The 19,096-nt window shown below is 54.2% G+C and carries 18 protein-coding genes; 10 read left to right on the forward strand and 8 right to left on the reverse strand.

Going from position 1 to position 19,096, the window contains the following annotated elements; translation table 11 throughout:
• Nucleotides 1–76 precede the first annotated feature (76 nt).
• Together BFV65_RS09905 and BFV65_RS09910 are read left to right on the forward strand one after the other, a co-directional pair.
• On the forward strand, nucleotides 77–2,242 hold the full coding sequence (locus BFV65_RS09905) for a type I secretion system permease/ATPase (protein WP_069596540.1): 2,166 nt from the start codon (nucleotides 77–79) through the stop codon (nucleotides 2,240–2,242).
• A complete protein-coding gene (locus tag BFV65_RS09910) occupies nucleotides 2,239–3,414 on the forward strand; it encodes an HlyD family type I secretion periplasmic adaptor subunit (protein ID WP_022648066.1) in 1,176 nt (391 codons plus the stop codon). The genes BFV65_RS09905 and BFV65_RS09910 overlap by 4 nt, the downstream gene beginning before the upstream one ends.
• A gap of 33 nt (nucleotides 3,415–3,447) precedes the next feature.
• On the opposite strand, the gene BFV65_RS09915 is transcribed toward BFV65_RS09910, so the two are convergent.
• On the reverse strand, nucleotides 3,448–4,332 hold the full coding sequence (locus BFV65_RS09915; RefSeq protein WP_023300064.1) for a hypothetical protein: 885 nt from the start codon (nucleotides 4,330–4,332) through the stop codon (nucleotides 3,448–3,450).
• Between the two features lie 286 nt (nucleotides 4,333–4,618).
• Between BFV65_RS09915 and BFV65_RS09920 the strand changes: the two genes are divergently transcribed.
• Complete coding sequence (locus BFV65_RS09920; RefSeq protein WP_069596541.1) at nucleotides 4,619–6,076, forward strand: EAL domain-containing protein; 1,458 nt, start codon at nucleotides 4,619–4,621, stop codon at nucleotides 6,074–6,076.
• A gap of 85 nt (nucleotides 6,077–6,161) precedes the next feature.
• Here BFV65_RS09920 and BFV65_RS09925 read toward each other — a convergent pair whose 3' ends face one another.
• From BFV65_RS09925 to BFV65_RS09945, 5 genes are all read right to left on the reverse strand, one after another.
• Entirely contained in the window at nucleotides 6,162–6,440 is a 279-nt protein-coding gene (locus BFV65_RS09925) for a biofilm development regulator YmgB/AriR family protein (protein ID WP_075208094.1), read from the reverse strand.
• A gap of 23 nt (nucleotides 6,441–6,463) precedes the next feature.
• A complete protein-coding gene (locus BFV65_RS09930; RefSeq protein ID WP_023300066.1) occupies nucleotides 6,464–6,763 on the reverse strand; it encodes a hypothetical protein in 300 nt (99 codons plus the stop codon).
• Between the two features lie 112 nt (nucleotides 6,764–6,875).
• Entirely contained in the window at nucleotides 6,876–7,115 is a 240-nt protein-coding gene (ycgZ, locus tag BFV65_RS09935; protein ID WP_003857265.1) for a regulatory protein YcgZ, read from the reverse strand.
• A gap of 191 nt (nucleotides 7,116–7,306) precedes the next feature.
• A complete protein-coding gene (locus tag BFV65_RS09940; RefSeq protein ID WP_003857263.1) occupies nucleotides 7,307–7,579 on the reverse strand; it encodes an ElaB/YgaM/YqjD family protein in 273 nt (90 codons plus the stop codon).
• Nucleotides 7,580–7,765: 186 nt separating this feature from the next.
• Nucleotides 7,766–8,371 (reverse strand): transporter, encoded by a 606-nt coding sequence (locus tag BFV65_RS09945; protein WP_069596542.1) that lies wholly within the window; start codon nucleotides 8,369–8,371, stop codon nucleotides 7,766–7,768.
• A 243-nt stretch (nucleotides 8,372–8,614) separates the two neighbouring features.
• On the opposite strand from BFV65_RS09945, the gene BFV65_RS09950 reads away from it, so the two are divergent.
• The 3 genes from BFV65_RS09950 to BFV65_RS09960 all read left to right on the forward strand — a co-directional run bounded on the left by BFV65_RS09950 (nucleotide 8,615) and on the right by BFV65_RS09960 (nucleotide 11,889).
• Nucleotides 8,615–8,890 (forward strand): metal/formaldehyde-sensitive transcriptional repressor, encoded by a 276-nt coding sequence (locus tag BFV65_RS09950; RefSeq protein ID WP_003857256.1) that lies wholly within the window; start codon nucleotides 8,615–8,617, stop codon nucleotides 8,888–8,890.
• Nucleotides 8,891–8,922: 32 nt separating this feature from the next.
• The gene (locus tag BFV65_RS09955; RefSeq protein ID WP_069596543.1) at nucleotides 8,923–10,041 is read left to right on the forward strand and encodes an S-(hydroxymethyl)glutathione dehydrogenase/class III alcohol dehydrogenase; all 1,119 of its coding nucleotides are present in this window, start codon (nucleotides 8,923–8,925) and stop codon (nucleotides 10,039–10,041) included.
• Between the two features lie 159 nt (nucleotides 10,042–10,200).
• Nucleotides 10,201–11,889: a methyl-accepting chemotaxis protein gene (locus BFV65_RS09960; protein ID WP_038416029.1), complete on the forward strand. Its 1,689-nt coding sequence runs from the start codon at nucleotides 10,201–10,203 to the stop codon at nucleotides 11,887–11,889.
• Between the two features lie 41 nt (nucleotides 11,890–11,930).
• Here BFV65_RS09960 and BFV65_RS09965 read toward each other — a convergent pair whose 3' ends face one another.
• The gene (locus BFV65_RS09965) at nucleotides 11,931–12,854 is read right to left on the reverse strand and encodes a LysR substrate-binding domain-containing protein (protein WP_022648073.1); all 924 of its coding nucleotides are present in this window, start codon (nucleotides 12,852–12,854) and stop codon (nucleotides 11,931–11,933) included.
• Nucleotides 12,855–13,081: 227 nt separating this feature from the next.
• On the opposite strand from BFV65_RS09965, the gene hglS reads away from it, so the two are divergent.
• Nucleotides 13,082–14,425, forward strand: a complete 1,344-nt coding sequence (gene hglS / locus BFV65_RS09970) for a 2-oxoadipate dioxygenase/decarboxylase HglS (protein ID WP_022648074.1) — start codon at nucleotides 13,082–13,084, stop codon at nucleotides 14,423–14,425.
• A gap of 42 nt (nucleotides 14,426–14,467) precedes the next feature.
• Nucleotides 14,468–15,973 carry a carboxylesterase/lipase family protein gene (locus tag BFV65_RS09975; protein ID WP_063147346.1) on the forward strand — a complete coding sequence of 502 codons (1,506 nt, stop codon included), beginning with the start codon at nucleotides 14,468–14,470 and terminating at the stop codon, nucleotides 15,971–15,973.
• Here BFV65_RS09975 and BFV65_RS09980 read toward each other — a convergent pair.
• Nucleotides 15,960–16,802, reverse strand: coding sequence for a LysR family transcriptional regulator (locus BFV65_RS09980; RefSeq protein WP_023306170.1), 843 nt, complete (start codon nucleotides 16,800–16,802; stop codon nucleotides 15,960–15,962). The two genes, BFV65_RS09975 and BFV65_RS09980, sit on opposite strands and share 14 nt — an antisense overlap.
• A gap of 113 nt (nucleotides 16,803–16,915) precedes the next feature.
• Between BFV65_RS09980 and BFV65_RS09985 the strand changes: the two genes are divergently transcribed.
• The gene (locus BFV65_RS09985; protein ID WP_023306171.1) at nucleotides 16,916–18,085 is read left to right on the forward strand and encodes a pyridoxal phosphate-dependent aminotransferase; all 1,170 of its coding nucleotides are present in this window, start codon (nucleotides 16,916–16,918) and stop codon (nucleotides 18,083–18,085) included.
• Between the two features lie 10 nt (nucleotides 18,086–18,095).
• Nucleotides 18,096–18,869: an ABC transporter substrate-binding protein gene (locus BFV65_RS09990; RefSeq protein ID WP_023300074.1), complete on the forward strand. Its 774-nt coding sequence runs from the start codon at nucleotides 18,096–18,098 to the stop codon at nucleotides 18,867–18,869.
• Nucleotides 18,870–19,096 lie beyond the last annotated feature (227 nt).

The following is a 19,096-nucleotide window of genomic DNA, read 5'->3' on the forward strand; positions in this document are numbered from 1 at the left end:
TAACGTTCGATTTCTAATCATCTCGCAAAGGTATCATTTCAGTGCGAAATCATCGCCCTGAACAGGACGTAGCATTATGAAGACACATCCACAGTACGAACCCTGGTTGCAGGGCATGCTCATCATCGCTAAGCACTATCGGCTGGATTTTTCGGCGGAGCATGTTCGGGTCACGATTAACCATGAAAGCCAGTCTTCGCGCCAGCTGGTGCTGGAGGAGATGGCGCGCCAGCTTGGGCTGGGGATGCGTTGGGTAGCGGCGGAAGCCGTATCGCTCGACCCGTGGCGCTTACCGCTGCTGGCGGAGTTCACCGGCGGGCAAATCGCGGTCATCAACCGTATGGACAACGAAGGGAACATCAGCGTGCAGTTCAGCGGCGACGGCGGCCTGGAGACGACGCTGACGCGTGACGAACTCGGTTCGCGGTTAAAAGGGCTGATGGTGCTGCGTCCCCTGGAGTCCACGCCGGATGCGCGCGTGGATGATTACATCAAACCCTATGAGAAAAACTGGTTCTGGCAGCTGGCGCTGAAAGACTGGCGTCGTTACAGCGATATTATGCTGGTGGCGCTGGTCGCCAACGTGCTGGCGCTCTCCGGCATGGTCTTTTCCATGCAGGTGTATGACAGGGTGGTGCCGTCCCAGTCGGAGGCCACGCTGTGGGTGCTGTTTGGGGGCGTGATGATCGCTATCGTGTTTGAATTCATCATGCGCATGCTGCGGGTGCATATTTCGGATGTGGTAGGGAAACGCGCCGACCTGCGTATTTCCGAGCGCGTGTTTGCCCACGCCCTGCGGATTAAAAACGGCGCACGGTCGAAATCGACCGGGTCGTTTATCGCCCAGATCCGCGAGCTGGAGTCGGTGCGGGAGCTGATCACCTCCACCACCATTGCAGCCATCTCCGATCTGCCGTTCTTCCTGCTGTTCGTCTTCATTCTGTGGATGATTGGCGGCCCGCTGGTGCTGGTGGTGCTGCTGGCCGTGCCGCTGCTGCTCATTCCCGGCCTGCTGGTGCAGCGCCCGCTGGGAAAACTCTCCAGCGAAGGGATGCGTGAATCGGCGATTCGTAACGCCACGCTGGTGGAAGCGGTGCAGGGGCTTGAGGACATCAAGCTGATGCGCGCCGAGCAGCGGTTCCAGAACCAGTGGAATAACACCAATGACGTTGCCGCCAGCGTCGGCATGAAACAGCGCTGGCTGACGGGGCTGCTGCTGACCTGGACCCAGGAGGTGCAATCTATCGTCTACGCCGTGGTGCTGCTGGTGGGCTGTTACCTGGTCATCAGCGGCGACATGACCACCGGTGCGCTGGTGGGCACCTCGATTCTGGCGTCCCGCACCATTGCGCCGCTGTCGCAGATTTCCGGCGTGCTCTCCCGCTGGCAGTCAGCAAAGGTGGCCCGCAAGGGACTGGATGACCTGATGCAGCGTCCGATTGACGATCCCCTGCACGGCAAAAAAGTGCATAAAGCCCACCTGCGCGGTGATTATCAGCTGGACGACGTCGGGTTTTATTACGACGAAGAAGAGAAGCTCACCGTGCTGAACGTCAGCAAACTGCACATTCGCGCCGGGGAGCGCGTGGCGGTGCTCGGGCGGAATGGTTCGGGGAAAAGCACTTTGCTGCACCTGCTGGCGGGAATGCAGGAGCCACAGCAGGGCAGCATTTTGCTGGACGATATTGCTCTCAATCATCTTGACCCGGCTGACGTACGCCGCGATATGCAGCTGCTCAGTCAGCAGGCGAGGCTGTTCTTCGGCTCCGTACGCGACAACATCCTGATGGGTAATCCGCTGGCGACAGACGAGGAAATCCATCAGGCGTTGGTCAATAGCGGCGCGCTGGAGTTTGTGCGCAAGCAGAAAATGGGGCTGAACACCATCATCAACGAGGGCGGAATGGGGCTTTCCGGCGGGCAACGTCAGGCGCTGCTGCTGGCCCGCGCGCTGATCACCTCGCCGAATATTCTGCTGCTGGATGAACCCACCGCCTGGCTGGATGAGGTCAGCGAGAAGCAGTTTATCCAGCATCTGCACCAGTGGCTCGGTAAGCGCCGGACGCTGGTGGTGGCGACGCATCGTCTGCCGATTCTGGACCTGGTTGACCGCATCATCGTGCTGGAAAACGGCAAAGTGGTGATGGATGGCCCTCGTGATGCCATTTTACGCCAGCACGGAATGGCCCCGCAGCAGGCGCCGCAGCGCACGGTTAGACTGAAAACGGAGGGCGTGGCATGAATGATTTCTCCCGCTTTAATAGCCGACTGAAGGAGCCCCGCCTGCCGCGATCGTCGCTGGTGGCATGGTCGCTGTTTGCCCTGCTGGTGGTGTTTATTACCTGGGCCAGCCTGTTCCAGCTGGATGAGGTCACTACGGGCAGTGGCAAGGTGATCCCGTCCTCCCACGAGCAGGTGATCCAGTCCCTGGAAGGGGGGATTATCCACAGTCTGATGGTGCGCGAAGGCGATATCGTCGAGCGTGGTCAACAGCTTGCCCAACTGGACCGGACGAAAACCGAGTCCAGCGTGCTTGAGAGCGAGTCTCGATTAAATGCTGCGATGGCGACAGCCGCGCGTCTGAATGCTGAAGTGAACGACACCGGGCTGACATTCCCGGCAGAGCTGGATGACGACGTTGAGCTGGTTAAACAGGAAACGGCGCTTTACCAGTCTCGTCGCGAAAGCCTTGAAAAAGGGCTGGCGGGTTTACGCCAGGGAGCGGATCTCGTGCAGCGTGAACTGGCATTAACGCGCCCGCTGGTGACGCAGGGGGCGGCCAGTAAGGTCGAAGTCTTACGCCTTGAACGCCAAAAAAATGAGCTGGAGAGCAAAATCACCGAGATGAAAAACCAGTACTACGTTCGCGCCCGCGAAGAACTGGCGAAAGCGAACGCGGAAATCGAAGCGCAGCGTTCGGTGATGAAAGGGCGCGAAGACTCACTCACCCGCTTAACGTTTAATGCGCCGGTGCGTGGCATCGTGAAAGACATTGACGTGACGACGGTTGGCGGGGTGATCCCGCCGAACGGCAAACTGATGAGCCTGGTACCGCTTGATGACCAGATGGTGATAGAAGCGAAAATCTCGCCGCGCGATGTCGCGTTTATCCATCCCGGGCAAAAAGCGCTGGTGAAAATCACCGCTTATGACTACTCCATTTACGGCGGGCTGGAGGGGGAGGTGACGATGATTTCACCGGATACCCTTCAGGACGAGGTGAAACGGGATGTTTATTATTATCGCGTTTATATCCGTACAGACAGTAACCATCTGACTAACCGGCAGGGCAAGGAATTCCCGGTGTTTCCGGGCATGATAGCTACGGTTGATATCAAAACCGGCAGTAAATCCGTCATTGATTATCTGCTGAAACCGTTAAATAAGGCAAAAGAGGCGCTGCGCGAGCGATAAAAAAGGCGTTCAGCAAGCCGAACGCCCGTCAGATCAGAGTGTAGACGTCATGTTGACAGCATGGCGTCGTTCTTTTGGCACCACATTGATGTAATGTGTGACATAGGCAAAATATAAACCGGCATAATTTTCGACAAGTTCGATAAATGCCGGGTAAATGGACATCCGGCCATCGCCGCGATCTTTAAGATAACCTGCCTCCTGTGCCGATTTGATAATGCGGTTGACGTGAATACGCGAGACGAAAAATTCTTTTGCAAGTGTGCTGGCTGAATACGCTATTATGGCACCGTATGCTGTTTTGTTTTTAATGGCCTGCAAATAGAGATAGAGCATAATCATTCGGCCACCATCCTTATCAATAAATAAACCCACCTCCGGAAGTACTTTACTGAATGTTAATCCGCGGAAAAGGTATTCTGCGGCGCGCCGGAAAAAGTTGTGCCTGAGTGTGTCATTGTCCAGAAGATTAACATTAATGTTGAATGTCGGATAAAGAATGCTAACAGGCGTGAACGCCCCGGACATATAGCGTTTAAGCTCATCCAGTCCTTTTTCCGTAGGCGCGATTTTTGTTTTTCGCCGATCTTCGGTACAGCGCCAGGTCTTAATTCGCCCGGTGGTTTTAAGTATGGTGATGATCGCAATAACGCTGTTAGGGCTGGCGATATTATAGCGTGAGCACAGTGCCTTAATCTCCGAGACCGACTCAGCCTGATTGCCAAAAACAAAACAACATATTGAGAGTATTATATTGAACCGTGATTCCTGAAGCATCGTTTTGTAGAACAGGGGTTGTTTTTTATAAATGGCGTCATTGATTCTGTAGTGTTCTATTATAGCTTCACTAAATCGCGGGTTGTTTTTAATGACATCCCGTCGATGTAGCAAAGCTCTGGATGAGATGTGATTATCCATAGCATTTTCTCTTTTTTGTCTGAGCCGATGAGAAGAAGTGTCCGGACTTCTTTTTCGGAATTTTCATTATACCTTGAGAAAGTCCTGGTTACTGTTGTTATATGAAAAGAAAATGATATTTATGCTGCATATGGATGAGTCGGTTGATTAACGCAAAGATGTTCATGTGCATAACATTGATAACGGTTTATTAACCAAATGGGGTGCGGTAAAATTATTCAATGCGACAAGGAATATTGGCTTTAATTACATATGGGAATGATGTTTGTATTCTCAGGAGCAGGTTATGTCTCAAAATTTACCTTCTGTGCAAGGTACTTGCTACAAGCAACGGTTTGTTATTTCAGCCTGCGGTTTCACTTTTGAAGGGTATAGCCTGCTTCTGAAATCTCGAGGCGTACACGCCACGCGACTCCATTTTGAAGAGGATGAAATATGTTCCGTTGACGTTGAAAAAATCATGGAAAATCAATCGCCCGAGGTTTCGGTTTTCCTTGGTCGTGACGTTGCTACTTTTCTTGAAAGCCTGAAGCGCTTGGTATCCGTTCTGAATGCACTGCCGGTGATTTGCAGGGTCACCCTGTATGGTGCACTACCTGAGCGATGGCTTAATGCAACGTTGAGAAGTCTCGTTAATAATACAAAAAAGCTTTCCACGATCAGGGTAGAGAATATTACAGAAATAATGGGCTTTGTAAAAAATGAGCCAGATGAGCGTGCTGGCCCTTCACGCTTGTTGCGTAACGTACCGGACAAGGAGGGTAAAGAAAATTTGCATGGGTTAACACATCGCGAGTTAACCGTGCTACTGAATTTCTATCGGGGTATTTCCATAAAAGAGCAGAGTAAGAGGTTAGGGCTGTCAGATAAAACTATTTATACCCATCGCAAGGTGGGTTTGGGTAAATTATATATTATCAGAGTATGGTTTAGCGACTCTCGCGTTTTCAGAGATGAGGTTTGTGCAGGAAAAAATAAAACAAAAGTGTTTTCGGAAACGGAAATAGATATATTACAAGCGTTACATAAACGGGAAATCTTTGCGGCTTATCAAATTATCACTGATAGTGATAAAAAAGGAGTTGGATTTGAAATCCTGCTGCGCTGGCATAAAAAAGGTGAGATCCTGAAGCCAGCCTATTTTCTGGGAGGGATAAAAAATAGTGACATATGGCTCAAGCTAACGGCGTTAGTCATCCATGCGGCCGTATCAGGTATCAATAAATACAATGGAAAATATTATTTTTCAGTTAACATTCCTCCTCAACTTGCTTCGGGAAACGCGCTGCCGGGGATGGCCAAAAAGGCCGTCGAAATGTTACTCAAACCGCAGTGGGCCGGGAAACTGGTCTTTGAAGTAGCTGAAACGATTGACGTAACAAAGGATAAAAATATTCCCGAAACACTCCAGCGTTTACGCGCCGAGGGATGTCGGCTTTTTCTGGATGACTGTTTTTCAAAATATCATGCTATGCTGCCCATCAGACTGATTAATGTTGATGGACTAAAGCTTGATCGCGATATTGTTGAGCACTTTGTGGCTAACGACAAAGACTATAGCATTATTAAAGCGATACAGGTTTACAGCGACATGACGGGGACCGAATGCGTTGCGGAAGGCGTCGATAGCGAAGAAAAATTTGAAAAACTTGTCGCGTTAGGGGTTAAGCGATTCCAGGGTTATTATCTTTCCCGCGCGGTTAAAGAAGAAGAGTTGGATCGAATGGTACGGCTATTTAGTTAACGGCTTCACTATGCTGGTGGTACGACAGACTACAGTATTCGACCACCAGTAAAAAACACTCACTCACCGTCGCAATAGTGTATTCTCAGATATCATCACGCGTAAAGCCGACAACAATTTCAAGTGTGTTGCGAATGACATCGCAGGCTTCAGGCTCCTCGGTAATTTCAAGGGCGTGAATCAGTTGCAGGATGATCTCTTTATTCGAAAGGTTGTCACCGGTCAGCATAATACAGCGTATTGCCGAGCCTAACACTTCAACTTCACCACTGAGATGCTTTCCAGCATTAAGAAAGTGTTCCGCCAGTCCTTTATCGTGCAGGGCTTCAAAATTATACGTCTGGTGCATAGTCGCTTTACTCATGGTGGTCACCGTCTCGGTTAAAATTAGTGTTTCTTATTTGGGCTCAGAAGCGTGTTGTGAGTAAAGAGAGAGCGCATGCGGCCAATATCATAATCGCCCATCACTCTTCCCCGGTCGTGCGATACGCCGGTTACACGCTGGCGCACTTCATCTTCAGCGGCAATCAATGCATTTTTACGCTCATCATTTGATTCAACGTTAGCCATCGCCAGCAGGCGATTAGCAAGAGACGCAAAGGTAATAGGTCCGTTCTCTTTCAGTATGGATAATACGGCCTCACCGATAAGGTCATCCTTAAGTCGTTCAAATTTAGTTCTATGCATAGCTTAATCTCACTCTGCTACACGCGGCTGTAGCATGGGGTTAGTCATCGCATCCAGATGCTCTATTCTCACTCAGCATGACTAACTTAGTAAGTTAAAAACAGTGTTCAGGTTAACGCTCGAAGAAGAGGGCTATCAAACCGTTATAGTGCGCTTTCTCAACGTCAGACGTTGATTCTTCAATTCTGCGCAACAGCTTTGTACAAATTGTCATTCTGCTCAGTTGTACATTTTCTTTGATGATCTCACTGACGATGGCACCAAGGGTTTCCTGCTGTGTTGGGACATTATCCTTGTTAAAATACAAGGTTATAGCGCTTTCTGCTGTAGAGGGAGCATGGTTGCGACGCATAATTTTCCACCGTTGACAAACAATTTTGTAACATCACTGGCATCGAATTTATACTATCCGGTCAAATCTGTACATCTAAATTGTACAAGTTTTTCGTGCGGTTCGGGGATTTGTCAGAAGAACTATCAAAATTAGGGGGGAAGAGAGGGAGAAAAACGTGGGGAAAAGAAAAGGCCCCGGAGGGCCTGAAATTATTTCCGTCCCAGCAGAAGTCCCAGAACGATGCCTACCGCACCCGCAGCGATTAAGCCCGTTAACGGGTTATTTCTGACGGCTTCAGTAACATCCGAGACGGCATCACTGGCCTGGGCAGCATATTTTTTCGCTGCACCTTTCACCTGATGTTTAGGGGAATCAACGAATTCACCAAACTGCTGCTGTGCAGAGCCGGATAATTCATCAAGTTTGTTTTTGGCTTTATCGCCAGCGTATTGTGCATTTTTATCAGTGTCGAAATCAGACATTCCAGCCTCCTTTTGTTGATAGTCTAAGGATAGACGCTGATGGCAAGAGTGAGAGAGAATTCGCTAAAATCGACGCCTGATGACCTCTTTTTAGGATATGTCTTTCTTACATGTCCACCATAACGCCCTAAGGATGGAGTGGATAAATATTTCCCTCGCCGTCTCTGTCTACGTAGCGGGAAGAGACTATTTCTCTCGTGCGTTAGCGCGAAAGGTAATGTAATAGCCAAGGGATGCGGCCAGGCACAGCATATAGCCGAACGATTCCGAACCTTCCTCCACGGCGTTTTTCACGACACGCATATAGTCATGTTCCAGAATGGCGTGCCACAGCACTTGCATCCCAAAGAGACGGGAGAAGACCAGTACAGCCAGCAGGCCGCTCAACAGAATACCGTACCAGGGGGATTGCGTGTATTTTGCCAGCTGTTCCAGGGTAGTGCGAAAATGCATAACGGGGCGAATTATAGCCAGCAGAGCGGTAATCAGCGCGAACCACACCCAACTCCCATGAGAAATGAGATCAAAAAGCGCGTCCAGCTCACGAATTAGCATTGTCAGGAAAAATCCACCCACCAGAATATTGCAGTAACGCATGGATTCGTTCATTTTCGCCAGACGAAAATGGAGAAAAACGATAGTCGCTAATACCGTTTCCTGCATAATTTCGGTCAGTGATAATTCCGGAATATCATGGCCGACAAACCGCATATCAACCCAAAGACAAAGTATAATAAGCGCGCATGCGACCGCCGCGCCAACAAAGAATAAAAAGCTCTTTAGTACAATCATTAACACCACCATTTTGTTTGTAGCAGTATGTTAGGTGACGAGAATGTTATTTCTGTTCACATCGTGCCATATAAGTGCTGAATTTTAACATTACGAGCTAAATAGGATTCGTAGCGGCCAGAATAAACCCTAAATATCTTTTGTTCCTTGCCGGCGATGTGCTCATTGCAGCGTCTCTATCTTGTGGTTTACAGGGCAATAACATACGAGGTACCATACCCCCCTATAGTATCAGGAGGGCGTATGCCGCATTCACCCGAAGATAAAAAACGTATTCTGACCCGCGTCCGCCGCATTCGAGGCCAGGTTGATGCCCTTGAACGCGCCCTGGAGTCGGGCGATCCCTGTCTCGCCATTCTGCAGCAAATTGCCGCCGTGCGCGGTGCTGCCAATGGCCTGATGGGTGAAATGGTTGAAATTCACCTCAAAGATGAGCTGGTGACGGGGGAGACCACCCCGGATCAGCGGGCAGTGCGGATGGCGGAAGTCGGCCATTTGCTGCGCTCTTATCTAAAATAAACCCACACACCTCACAACAAGGGAAAGACATCATGAAATCTCGCGCAGCTGTCGCGTTCGGCCCAGGCCAGCCGCTGAAAATCGTTGAAATTGATGTTGCTCCGCCGAAGAAAGGCGAAGTGCTGATCAAAATTACTCACACCGGCGTCTGCCATACCGATGCGTTTACCCTGTCCGGTGACGATCCGGAAGGCGTATTCCCGGCGGTGCTCGGCCACGAAGGGGGCGGTGTGGTGGTGGAAGTGGGTGAAGGCGTTACCAGCCTGAAGCCCGGCGACCATGTGATCCCGCTCTACACCGCAGAGTGCGGCGAGTGTAAGTTCTGCAAATCCGGCAAAACTAACCTCTGTCAGGCCGTGCGCGCCACGCAGGGCAAGGGTCTTATGCCGGACGGCACAACCCGCTTCTCCTATAACGGCGAGCCAATCTATCACTACATGGGGACCAGCACCTTCAGCGAATACACGGTGTGCGCCGAGATCTCACTGGCGAAAGTGAATCCGCAGGCCCCGCTGGATAAAGTCTGTCTGCTCGGCTGCGGTGTCACCACCGGTATCGGCGCGGTGCATAACACGGCGAAAGTGAAAGAGGGTGACACCGTGGCGGTGTTCGGCCTGGGCGGGATCGGTCTGGCGGTCATACAGGGCGCGGTACAGGCGAAAGCTGGGCGTATCATTGCTGTGGATACCAACCCGGAGAAATTTAAGCTCGCAGGTGATATGGGTGCGACCGACTTCATCAACCCGAAAGACTACGACAAACCGGTTCAGGACGTGATCGTTGAGCTGACCGACGGCGGCGTGGATTTCAGCTTCGAATGTATCGGCAACGTCAACGTAATGCGCTCAGCGCTGGAGTGCTGCCACAAAGGCTGGGGCGAGAGCATCATTATCGGTGTGGCCGGCGCGGGTCAGGAGATTAAAACCCGTCCCTTCCAGCTGGTGACAGGGCGCGTATGGCGCGGGTCGGCATTTGGCGGCGTGAAAGGCCGTACACAGCTGCCGGGCATGGTTGAAGATGCGATGGTCGGCAAAATTCAGCTCGACCCGTTCATTACGCACCGCCTGCCGCTGGAGCAGATCAACGAAGCTTTCGATCTGATGCACGAAGGAAAATCCATTCGTACCGTCATCCATTTCGGCGACAACTGATTATTCTGCCAGCGGTTTTTCCCGCTGGCATTTCTTCCCTGATCTTCTCTAAAGTGTGACCTGTCTGGCGCTTTTAGGCGTAATCTAATTCCCCGCTGTGCCGATGACTCTTTTACAGGCGTGTTTTTACGCATCTTACCTATAAGAGAGTCGACGGTCATGGACAACACAACATCGATGCAGGCGCAGCACAAGCTGAGTTTCTTGCATCACATCCGGCTGGTTCCGCTGTTTTCCTCCATTCTCGGTGGCATTATTCTCCTGTTTGCCTTGAGCTCGGGTCTGGCAGGCTATTTCCTGCTCCAGGCCGATAACGATCAGCAGGATGTCACAGCAGAAATCCAGGTGCGCACCGGTCTGTCAAACAGTTCCAACCATTTACGCACCGCCCGTATCAACATGATCCACGCGGGGGCGGCGAGCCGCATCGCGGAGATGGAGGCGATGAAGCAAAACATCGCTGAGGCTGAGACCCGCATCAGGCAGTCGCAGGATGGATTTGCCGCCTATATGAAGCGCACCGTTCGCACTCAGGCTGATGAAGCGCTGGATGGCGATCTGAAAGCCCGCTATGACGCCTACATCGCCGGTATGCAGCCGATGCTGAAATATGCCAAAAACGGCATGTTTGAAGCCATTATCAACCATGAAAATGAGACCGCGCGTCCGCTGGACGATGCCTATAACGCGGTGCTGCTGAAGGCGATAAAAATCCGCACCGAACGCGCCAACGCACTGACGGCGCAGGCTCACACCCGCACCCGGCTGGGGCTGATGTTTATGTTCGGCGCGTTTGGCCTGGCGCTGGCGCTGGCGGTGATCACCTTTGTGGTGCTGCGCCGTACGGTGATAAACCCGCTTCAGCGAGCCGCTACGCGTATCGAAAATATCGCAAAAGGCGATTTAACCATGCCGGACGAACCGACCGGGCGCAGCGAAATTGGCCGCCTGACGCGCGATCTGCAAACAATGCAGCACGCGCTGGTGGCAACCGTGGGCACGGTGCGGCAGGGGGCGGAGGAGATTTACCGTGGAACCAGCGAGATCTCCGCGGGTAATACCGATCTCTCATCCCGAACCGAACAGCAGGCGGCGGCCATCGAACAGACGGCGGCCAGCATGGAGCAGCTCACCGCGACGGTGAAGCAAAACGCCGATAACGCGCATCATGCGAGTAAACTTGCAGAAGATGCCTCCGGTAAGGCCAGCCGCGGGGGGCAGATGGTCTCCGGCGTGGTGAAAACCATGGGTAATATTTCCACCAGCTCGAAGAAGATCTCTGAAATTACCGCCGTGATTAACAGCATCGCGTTCCAGACCAATATTCTCGCGCTCAATGCGGCGGTCGAGGCGGCGCGTGCGGGTGAACAGGGACGCGGCTTTGCGGTCGTAGCGAGTGAAGTCCGCACCCTGGCAAGCCGCAGCGCGAACGCGGCGAAAGAGATTGAAAGCCTGATTAATGAATCGGTGTCGCTTATCGATCAGGGTTCCGGGGAGGTGGTTGCGGCGGGCAATACCATGAATGAGATCGTCGAGGCGGTTAAACGCGTCACCGATATTATGCTGGAGATTGCGGCCGCGTCTGATGAGCAGAGCCGCGGCATTGTTCAGGTGAGCCAGGCGATTTCCGAGATGGATAAGGTGACGCAGCAGAATGCCTCGCTGGTGGAAGAAGCCTCTGCGGCGGCGGCCTCGCTGGAAGAGCAGGGCGCGCGTCTGACGGAAGCCGTTGGCGCGTTTCGTCTCAATGGGGCACGAGCAGGAAGGACTGCTGCCGCAACCGCAGCAAAACCCGCGCCTTTAACCCCGGCGGCGGCTGTCTCAGGTGATAACTGGGAAACGTTCTGAGTAAGACAGACCCGCCCTCGCGGCGGGTTCTGCGTTTAGGGTCAGAGAGGCATTGACTTACGAATGGCGCTTAACAGCGTTTGGGCGCCTTCAGAGAGCGGGGCATCTACCCGCGTCAGGATCCCAATGGGTTCTCCTGCGCCGGGTGAGGTTACCGGCAGCGCGGTGAGCACGCCGCGTCGCAGATCGTCCTTCACCGCGCCGGACGGCACAAACCACACGTAGTCATAATCCACCGTCAGCTGGCGCGAAAGAGACGCCGAGAGCGTTTCAATACACCCTGAAGGCAGCGTGCAGCCCTGCATTTGCAGCAACGCTTCCGCATTCTGACGCGGAACCGTTCCTTTCGGGGAAACTACCACCGGCCACTCCATTACGCGGCTTAAGGTGACGGTATCCTGCAGCAGGGGATGATTCGGACGCACGACCAGCTTCAGTGATTCCAGGAACAGCAGCTCGTAATTCAGGCCGCTCATCAGTTCCGGATCGGACATCCGGCCAATGCCCAGATCCAGCTCGCCTGACTTCAGGCCCGCCAGCAGCATGGTGTTATTCATAGTCGCGACCTGAAGCGTGGCGTGCTTTTGCTGGCGGTGGAACTGGCCGATCGCCGCAGGCAATATGCCCAGCGCCGCCGTTGGCAGTGCGCCCACGCGCACGATGTCGCTGGCCTGCTCTTCTTTACGGTTTAAGGCCTGACCGGCGGTATTGAGGGCATCAAGAACTTTAACGGCATGCGTCAGGAACTGTTCGCCCACGAGCGTAAGCTGAGCGCCCAGACGGCCGCGGTCGAACAGACGGGTTCCGGTAAGCTGTTCCAGTTCGTTCAGCGTTTTCGATAGTGCAGGCTGACTAAGGTTAAGGGTTTCAGCCGCTCGCCCCAGCGTTCCCTGTTGAGCGACGGCCACAAATGTATGCAAATGGCGCAAGCGTATGCGCTGACTGAACAGACCATTTTTTTCCATAGGCGATGTTAAAAACAGAGCGACGCGGGTGACAAGTTAAGTTGTTTGAATTTGATAACCTGATAGCAAAATATTTTTAACATTTGATCTGTTTGAGTTACAACTGTTTTTCGAAAACGCCCATGCTTTGACCACTCGTCTGCCTGGATCACAATTTGTAAATTCTTCCCAACGAAAAGAACGGGCTTCTCTACACTCCAGGTAGTATTCACTGGAGGCATGACATCATGGCGAACACCATCACGGCTGATGATATTCGGGAACACTTTTCGCAGGCTATGTCGGCGATGTACCAGCAGGAAGTTCCGCAGTACGGCACCTTGCTGGAACTGGTGGCGGACGTTAACCTGGCGGTTCTGGAAAATAACCCACTTTTACATGAACAACTGGCAAATGCAGACGAACTGGCGCGCCTGAATGTTGAACGTCACGGTGCGATCCGCGTTGGCACCGCGCAGGAGCTTTCCACCCTGCGCCGGATCTTCGCCATTATGGGCATGTACCCGGTCAGCTACTACGATCTCTCCCAGGCGGGCGTGCCCGTCCACTCGACGGCGTTTCGTCCGACTGACGATGCGGCGCTCTGCCGTAATCCGTTTCGCATTTTTACCTCGCTGCTGCGCCTGGAGCTGATTGAAAACGTTGCGCTGCGCGAAAGGGCGGCAGAGATCCTCTCCCGGCGAAACATCTTTACGCCGCGCTGCCTGGACCTGATCGACCTGCATGATGTACAGGGACACTTTACCGAGGCACAGGCGCGCGAATTTGTGCAGGAAGCCTTAGAAACCTTCCGCTGGCATCGCCATGCGACGGTCGATCAGGAAACCTATCTGGCGCTTAGCAACGAACATCGCCTGATTGCCGACGTGGTCTGTTTCCCGGGGTGCCATATCAACCATCTCACGCCGCGCACGCTGGATATCGACCGGGTACAGGAACTGATGCCGAAGTACGGCATTGAGCCGAAAATCCTGATTGAAGGCCCGCCGCGCCGCGAGGTGCCGATCCTCCTGCGCCAGACCAGCTTTAAGGCGCTGGAAGAGCCGGTGCTTTTCGCGGGAGAACACAAGGGAACGCATACCGCGCGTTTCGGTGAGATTGAGCAGCGGGGCGTGGCCCTTACGCCGAAAGGACGCGAGCTGTACGACCGTCTGTTAAATCAGGCCGGGACCGGCAAAGACAACCTGACCCATCAGCTTCACCTGCGCGAGATCTTCAGCACCTTCCCGGACAGCGAAATGTTCCTGCGCCGTCAGGGGCTGGCTTATTTCCGCTACCGTCTGACTCCGACAGGTGAGGCGCATCGCCACGCGTTTCGTCCCGGCGACGATCCGCAGCCGCTGATCGAACGCGGCTGGGTTGTGGCGCAGCCGATCACCTATGAGGATTTTCTGCCCGTCAGCGCGGCGGGGATTTTCCAGTCGAATCTTGGAAATGAAACGCAGGCGCGCAGCCACGGCAATGCCAGCCGCAATGCCTTCGAAGCCGCGCTCGGCTGTGCGGTGTACGACGAGTTTACGCTTTACGAGGAGGCGGAAGCGCGCAGCAAACAGCGTTGCGGTTTGCTCTGAAACCGTTACTCTGCAGGGGTGTGATGGAAAAAGAAGGTTGGTATGGAAAATCCCTCCGCCCCTGTGGTTGAAACGCGCCAAGGCGCACTAATTGGTTCTACTGAAGGCGATACCCATGTGTGGTGTGGCATTCCTTATGCGGCACCGCCGGTTGGCCCGTGGCGCTGGCGCTCCCCACGCCCCCCTGCACGCTGGGATGGCGTGCGTCCGGCGACGGCATTCTCCGCCTCCAGCTGGCAGAGCAGCGAAAGCTGTCAGGAGCTGGGCGGCGGCGATCCTGGCCAGTTCTCTGAAGACTGCCTGTACCTTAACGTCTGGTCGCCAGTCGCACGCGCCGATCCGCTTCCGGTGATGGTCTGGCTGCACGGCGGAGGATTTACCCTCGGCGCTGGCGGTCTGCCTCCGTATAACGGCAGGGCGCTGGCGAAGCGCGGCACGGTGGTGGTGACAATTAATTACCGTCTCGGACACCTCGGCTTTTTTGCCCATCCGGCGCTTGAGGGGGAAGAAGAACGCGTGGTGCATAACTTTGCGCTGCTCGATCAGATCCAGGCCCTGGAATGGGTGCGCGATAACATTGCCGCGTTCGGCGGCGATCCTGAGAACATCACCGTATTTGGCGAGTCGGCCGGTGCGCGCAGCGTGCTGTCGCTGATGGCTTCTCCGCTTGCGGGAGGACTGTTCCATAAAGCCATTGTGCAAAGCGGGTACACGCTGCCCGACACCCCGCGCGAGCAGGCCATGCATAAAGGCGAAGTGATTGCTGCCCATTTTGGCCTGCAAAATGCCACCGCGGAACAGCTTCGCGCGATCCCGCCTGAGGCGTTCTGGCCGCTGACCTCGCCACTGAATATCGCCCCTGCGCCCATCGTGGGTGACTGCGTTTTGCCTGAGGCCATGCTCGATGTCTTTTTCGCTGCCCGTCAGCATTCAGTACCGGTGATGATTGGGTCAAACAGCGACGAAGCCAGCGTGATGTCGGTGTTCGGGGTCGATCTTGCCGGGCAGATCCAGAAGCTCCGTCGCGAGCGGCGCTTTGGCCTGGGGCTGATCAAGCTGCTTTATCCGGGCGTGAAGGGCGATGAGGAACTCGGCAGGCAGGTTTGCCGCGACATGGCCTTTACCACCATGGGATACGTGGTGATGCAGGCGCAGCAGCGGGCAGGCGGCCTGTGCTGGCGATACTGGTTTGATTATGTGGCCGAAGCGGAGCACGCGACGTATACCAACGGCGCCTGGCACGGTAACGAAGTGCCCTACGTGTTCGATACCCTTGGGCAGGTGGAACCCTCGCGGCAGTATGTAAATGAACGCGATCTGGCCTTCGCCGCTCAGGTGGCGGACTACTGGGTGAGCTTCGCCCGGGATGCGGGAGCACGCGATAGCCTGGTGGGGCCCACGCGCTGGCCCGCCTGCCGGAAAGGGCGGGACGTGTTGTTACGCATTGGTGTGAATAAACATGCAGGTTTTCGGCTTGAAAACCGTTTTATGCGTGCCCGTATGAGCCTCTTCAAACGGGTAATGAAACACCACGTCAGCCTCGACTGAGCAGACAGGCACGAAACGCATCCAGCCCGTTCTCCGGGTCGGGTGCGTCGCGTAACACCAGCCGGTAGCTCGCCCCCGTCTTTATGCTCGTATCATAAGGCCGTATCAGCCGTCCGGCGCGCACGTCCTCCTCCACCAGCGTTTCATCCGCAATGGCGATGCCCAGCCCCTGAATGGCGGCGGTAATGGCCAGATCCATGGTTTCAAAGTGTTGATTTTTGAGCATAGCTGGCGCCGGACGCGGCTGTTTCGCCAGCCACAGCGTCCAGTCCGTTTTGTCCCGCGTGGGGTGAAGGAAGGTGAGTGTTTCCAGCGCAGAACCGGCCCGCAGCGGGCTCATCACCGGGGTTAAGGCCTCTTCGAACAGCAGATCGCCGGCGCTCATGTGCGTTCCAAACACAATCGCCGCGTCATAGGATTCGGTTTTGAAATTGACGTTATGATCGGTGGTAGTGGTCAGCGCAATCTGGAGTTCCGGCTGTTCGCGCTCGACCTGTAACAGACGCGGTACCAGCCAGCGCATCGCGCAGGTAGGCGCTTTCAGTCGAATTACGGTCTGGTGCGTCCGCGCCTGTTCAGCAACGTTAAGCAGGTGCTCAAACGCAGATTGCAGTTCCGGCAGCAGGGCGCTTCCCTGTGAAGAAAGACGCAGGCCGCGAGCATGGCGTTCGAACAGCGGGAAGCCGAACCAGCTTTCCAGCGAGGCAATTTTGCGGCTTACCGCCCCCTGCGTCAGACAAAGCTCCTTCGCGGCATGGGTAAGATTCAGGTGACGCGCGGTCACGATAAACGTCTCTACGGCATTAAGCGGAAATGAACGACGCGACATATCTCACCTTAGCTATGCATTTTTGTCATGGCTATTATGACAACAATTCGATTGTCCCGGCAATCAAGTTATTGTTTGAATAGTTATGCATTCACCACGAGAAGGGACAGAGGATGACTTTGAAAACGCCGGTGCAGACCCGCTCCAAATTGCCCGATGTAGGAACCACCATTTTTACCGTTATCGGCCAGCTTTCAGCCCGGCATAACGCCATCAACCTTTCTCAGGGTGCGCCGAATTTTTCCTGCGACCCAAAACTTATCTCCGGCGTCACTCGCGCCATGGAGTCAGGGCATAACCAGTATGCCTCCATGACCGGGCTGCAACCGCTCAGAGAGCGCATCGCGGACAAAATTGCCACGCTCTATGGCACCCGCTATGACCCGGCGAGTGAGGTACTGGTGACCGCCAGCGCCAGCGAAGGGCTTTACTCAGCCATCAGCGGGCTGGTTCATCCTGGCGATGAGGTGATCTATTTCGAGCCCTCCTTTGACAGCTATGCGCCGATTGTCCGTCTGCAGGGGGCGACGCCGATCGCTATTAAGCTGACGGTACCGGATTTTGCCGTGAACTGGGATGAAGTACGCGCGGCTATTACCCCACGCACGCGGATGATCATCGTCAATACGCCGCACAACCCGAGCGGACAGGTGTTTTCAGCCGCCGATCTGCACCAGCTGGCAGCGCTGACGCGCCACACCGACATCATCATTTTGTCTGACGAAGTGTACGAGCACGTCGTTTTTGATGGCGAACCGCATCACGGGATGGCAACGCACCCGCAACTGGCGGAGCGCAGCGTGATTATTTCTTCTTTCGGAAAAACCTATCACGTCACCGGCTGGCGCGTGGGTTATTGTGTGGCGCCCGCGGAGCTGATGGATGAAATATGTAAGGTCCATCAATTTTTAATGTTCTCGGCCGATACGCCGATGCAGTACGCGTTTGCCGAACACATGACCGATCCGCAAACCTGGCTGTCGCTGGCGGCGTTTTATCAGCGCAAGCGCGATCTGCTGCAAAGTTTGCTCGCCGACTCACCGTTCAGGCTGCTTCCGAGTGCCGGTTCGTTTTTCCTGCTTGCGGATTACAGCGGCTTTAGCGACGAGCGCGACAGCGAGATGGTGAAAAGGCTGATTGTCGAGTACGGGGTTGCCACCATTCCGCTGTCAGCGTTTTATGCCGATGGCACGGACAATAAACTGATCCGTCTCTCTTTTGCGAAAGATGAGGCGACGTTACGGGCAGGTGCCCAGGCCCTTTGTCGGGTTACACCACGTTAAGGAATTTGAGATGAAATTACGCGCGTTAGTTGTCGGCATAGGACTGCTGTGTTCATTCTCGTCGTTTGCTGCTACCGAGTTGCGATACGGGCTGGAAGCGGAATATCCGCCGTTTGAAAGCCGCAATGCCTCAGGGGAGCTGGAAGGATTTGACGTAGAACTGGGAAATGCCATCTGTAAAGCCGCCGCGCTGAAGTGCAGCTGGGTAGAAACCTCGTTTGATGCGTTGATTCCCGGTCTGCTGGCGAAAAAGTTCGACGCCATAAACTCGGCGATGAACATCACCGAACAGCGTCGTAAGAGCATTGATTTTACCCAGCCCATCTACCGTATTCCCTCCCAGCTGGTGGGCAAAGCCGGTTCTGCGGTAGAGGCCACGCCGGAAGGGCTGAAGGGCAAAACCATCGGCGTTCTCCAGGGTTCAATTCAGGAAACCTACGCCAAAGAGCACTGGGAAAAGCACGGTGTCACCGTGGTGTCTTATAAAGATCAGAATATGGCCTGGGGAGATCTGCTGAATGGCCGCATCGATGCCTCGCTGGTCATGTCAGCGGCCGGGCAGGCAGGTTTCCTCAGCAAGCCGCAGGGTAAAGGGTTTGGCTTTATCGGCAAACCGGTGTCGGACGACACCATCCTCGGCAGTGGGATCGGCTTTGGGCTGCGTAAGGGGGATGAGGCCACCAAAAAGCAGCTTGATGCCGCAATTGATAAAGTACGTGCCGACGGCACGATCGCTAAACTGGCTGATAAGTACTTCCCGGGTATCGATGTCAGCGTAAAATAACCGCCTCGTTGGTCCCGGCTGTTGATGTCCAGCCGGGACTCTTTTATACATAACTTTACCCCTTTTTCAGGCCGTTCTGGTCGACAGAAAATATTTCTCGGTTTGTTCAGATAATCACCCGCCAACAATTGGATTCTTAACCGTTTTTGTTTAGGCTGTGCGTTCTTTCTTGCCGTCATTTCGCTGCGCGCGAAACTCATTCACACGACCATAAGGACGTTTTCTCA

Origin of the sequence: Enterobacter hormaechei subsp. hoffmannii (assembly GCF_001729745.1) — a bacterium.
GTDB lineage: Bacteria > Pseudomonadota > Gammaproteobacteria > Enterobacterales > Enterobacteriaceae > Enterobacter > Enterobacter intestinihominis.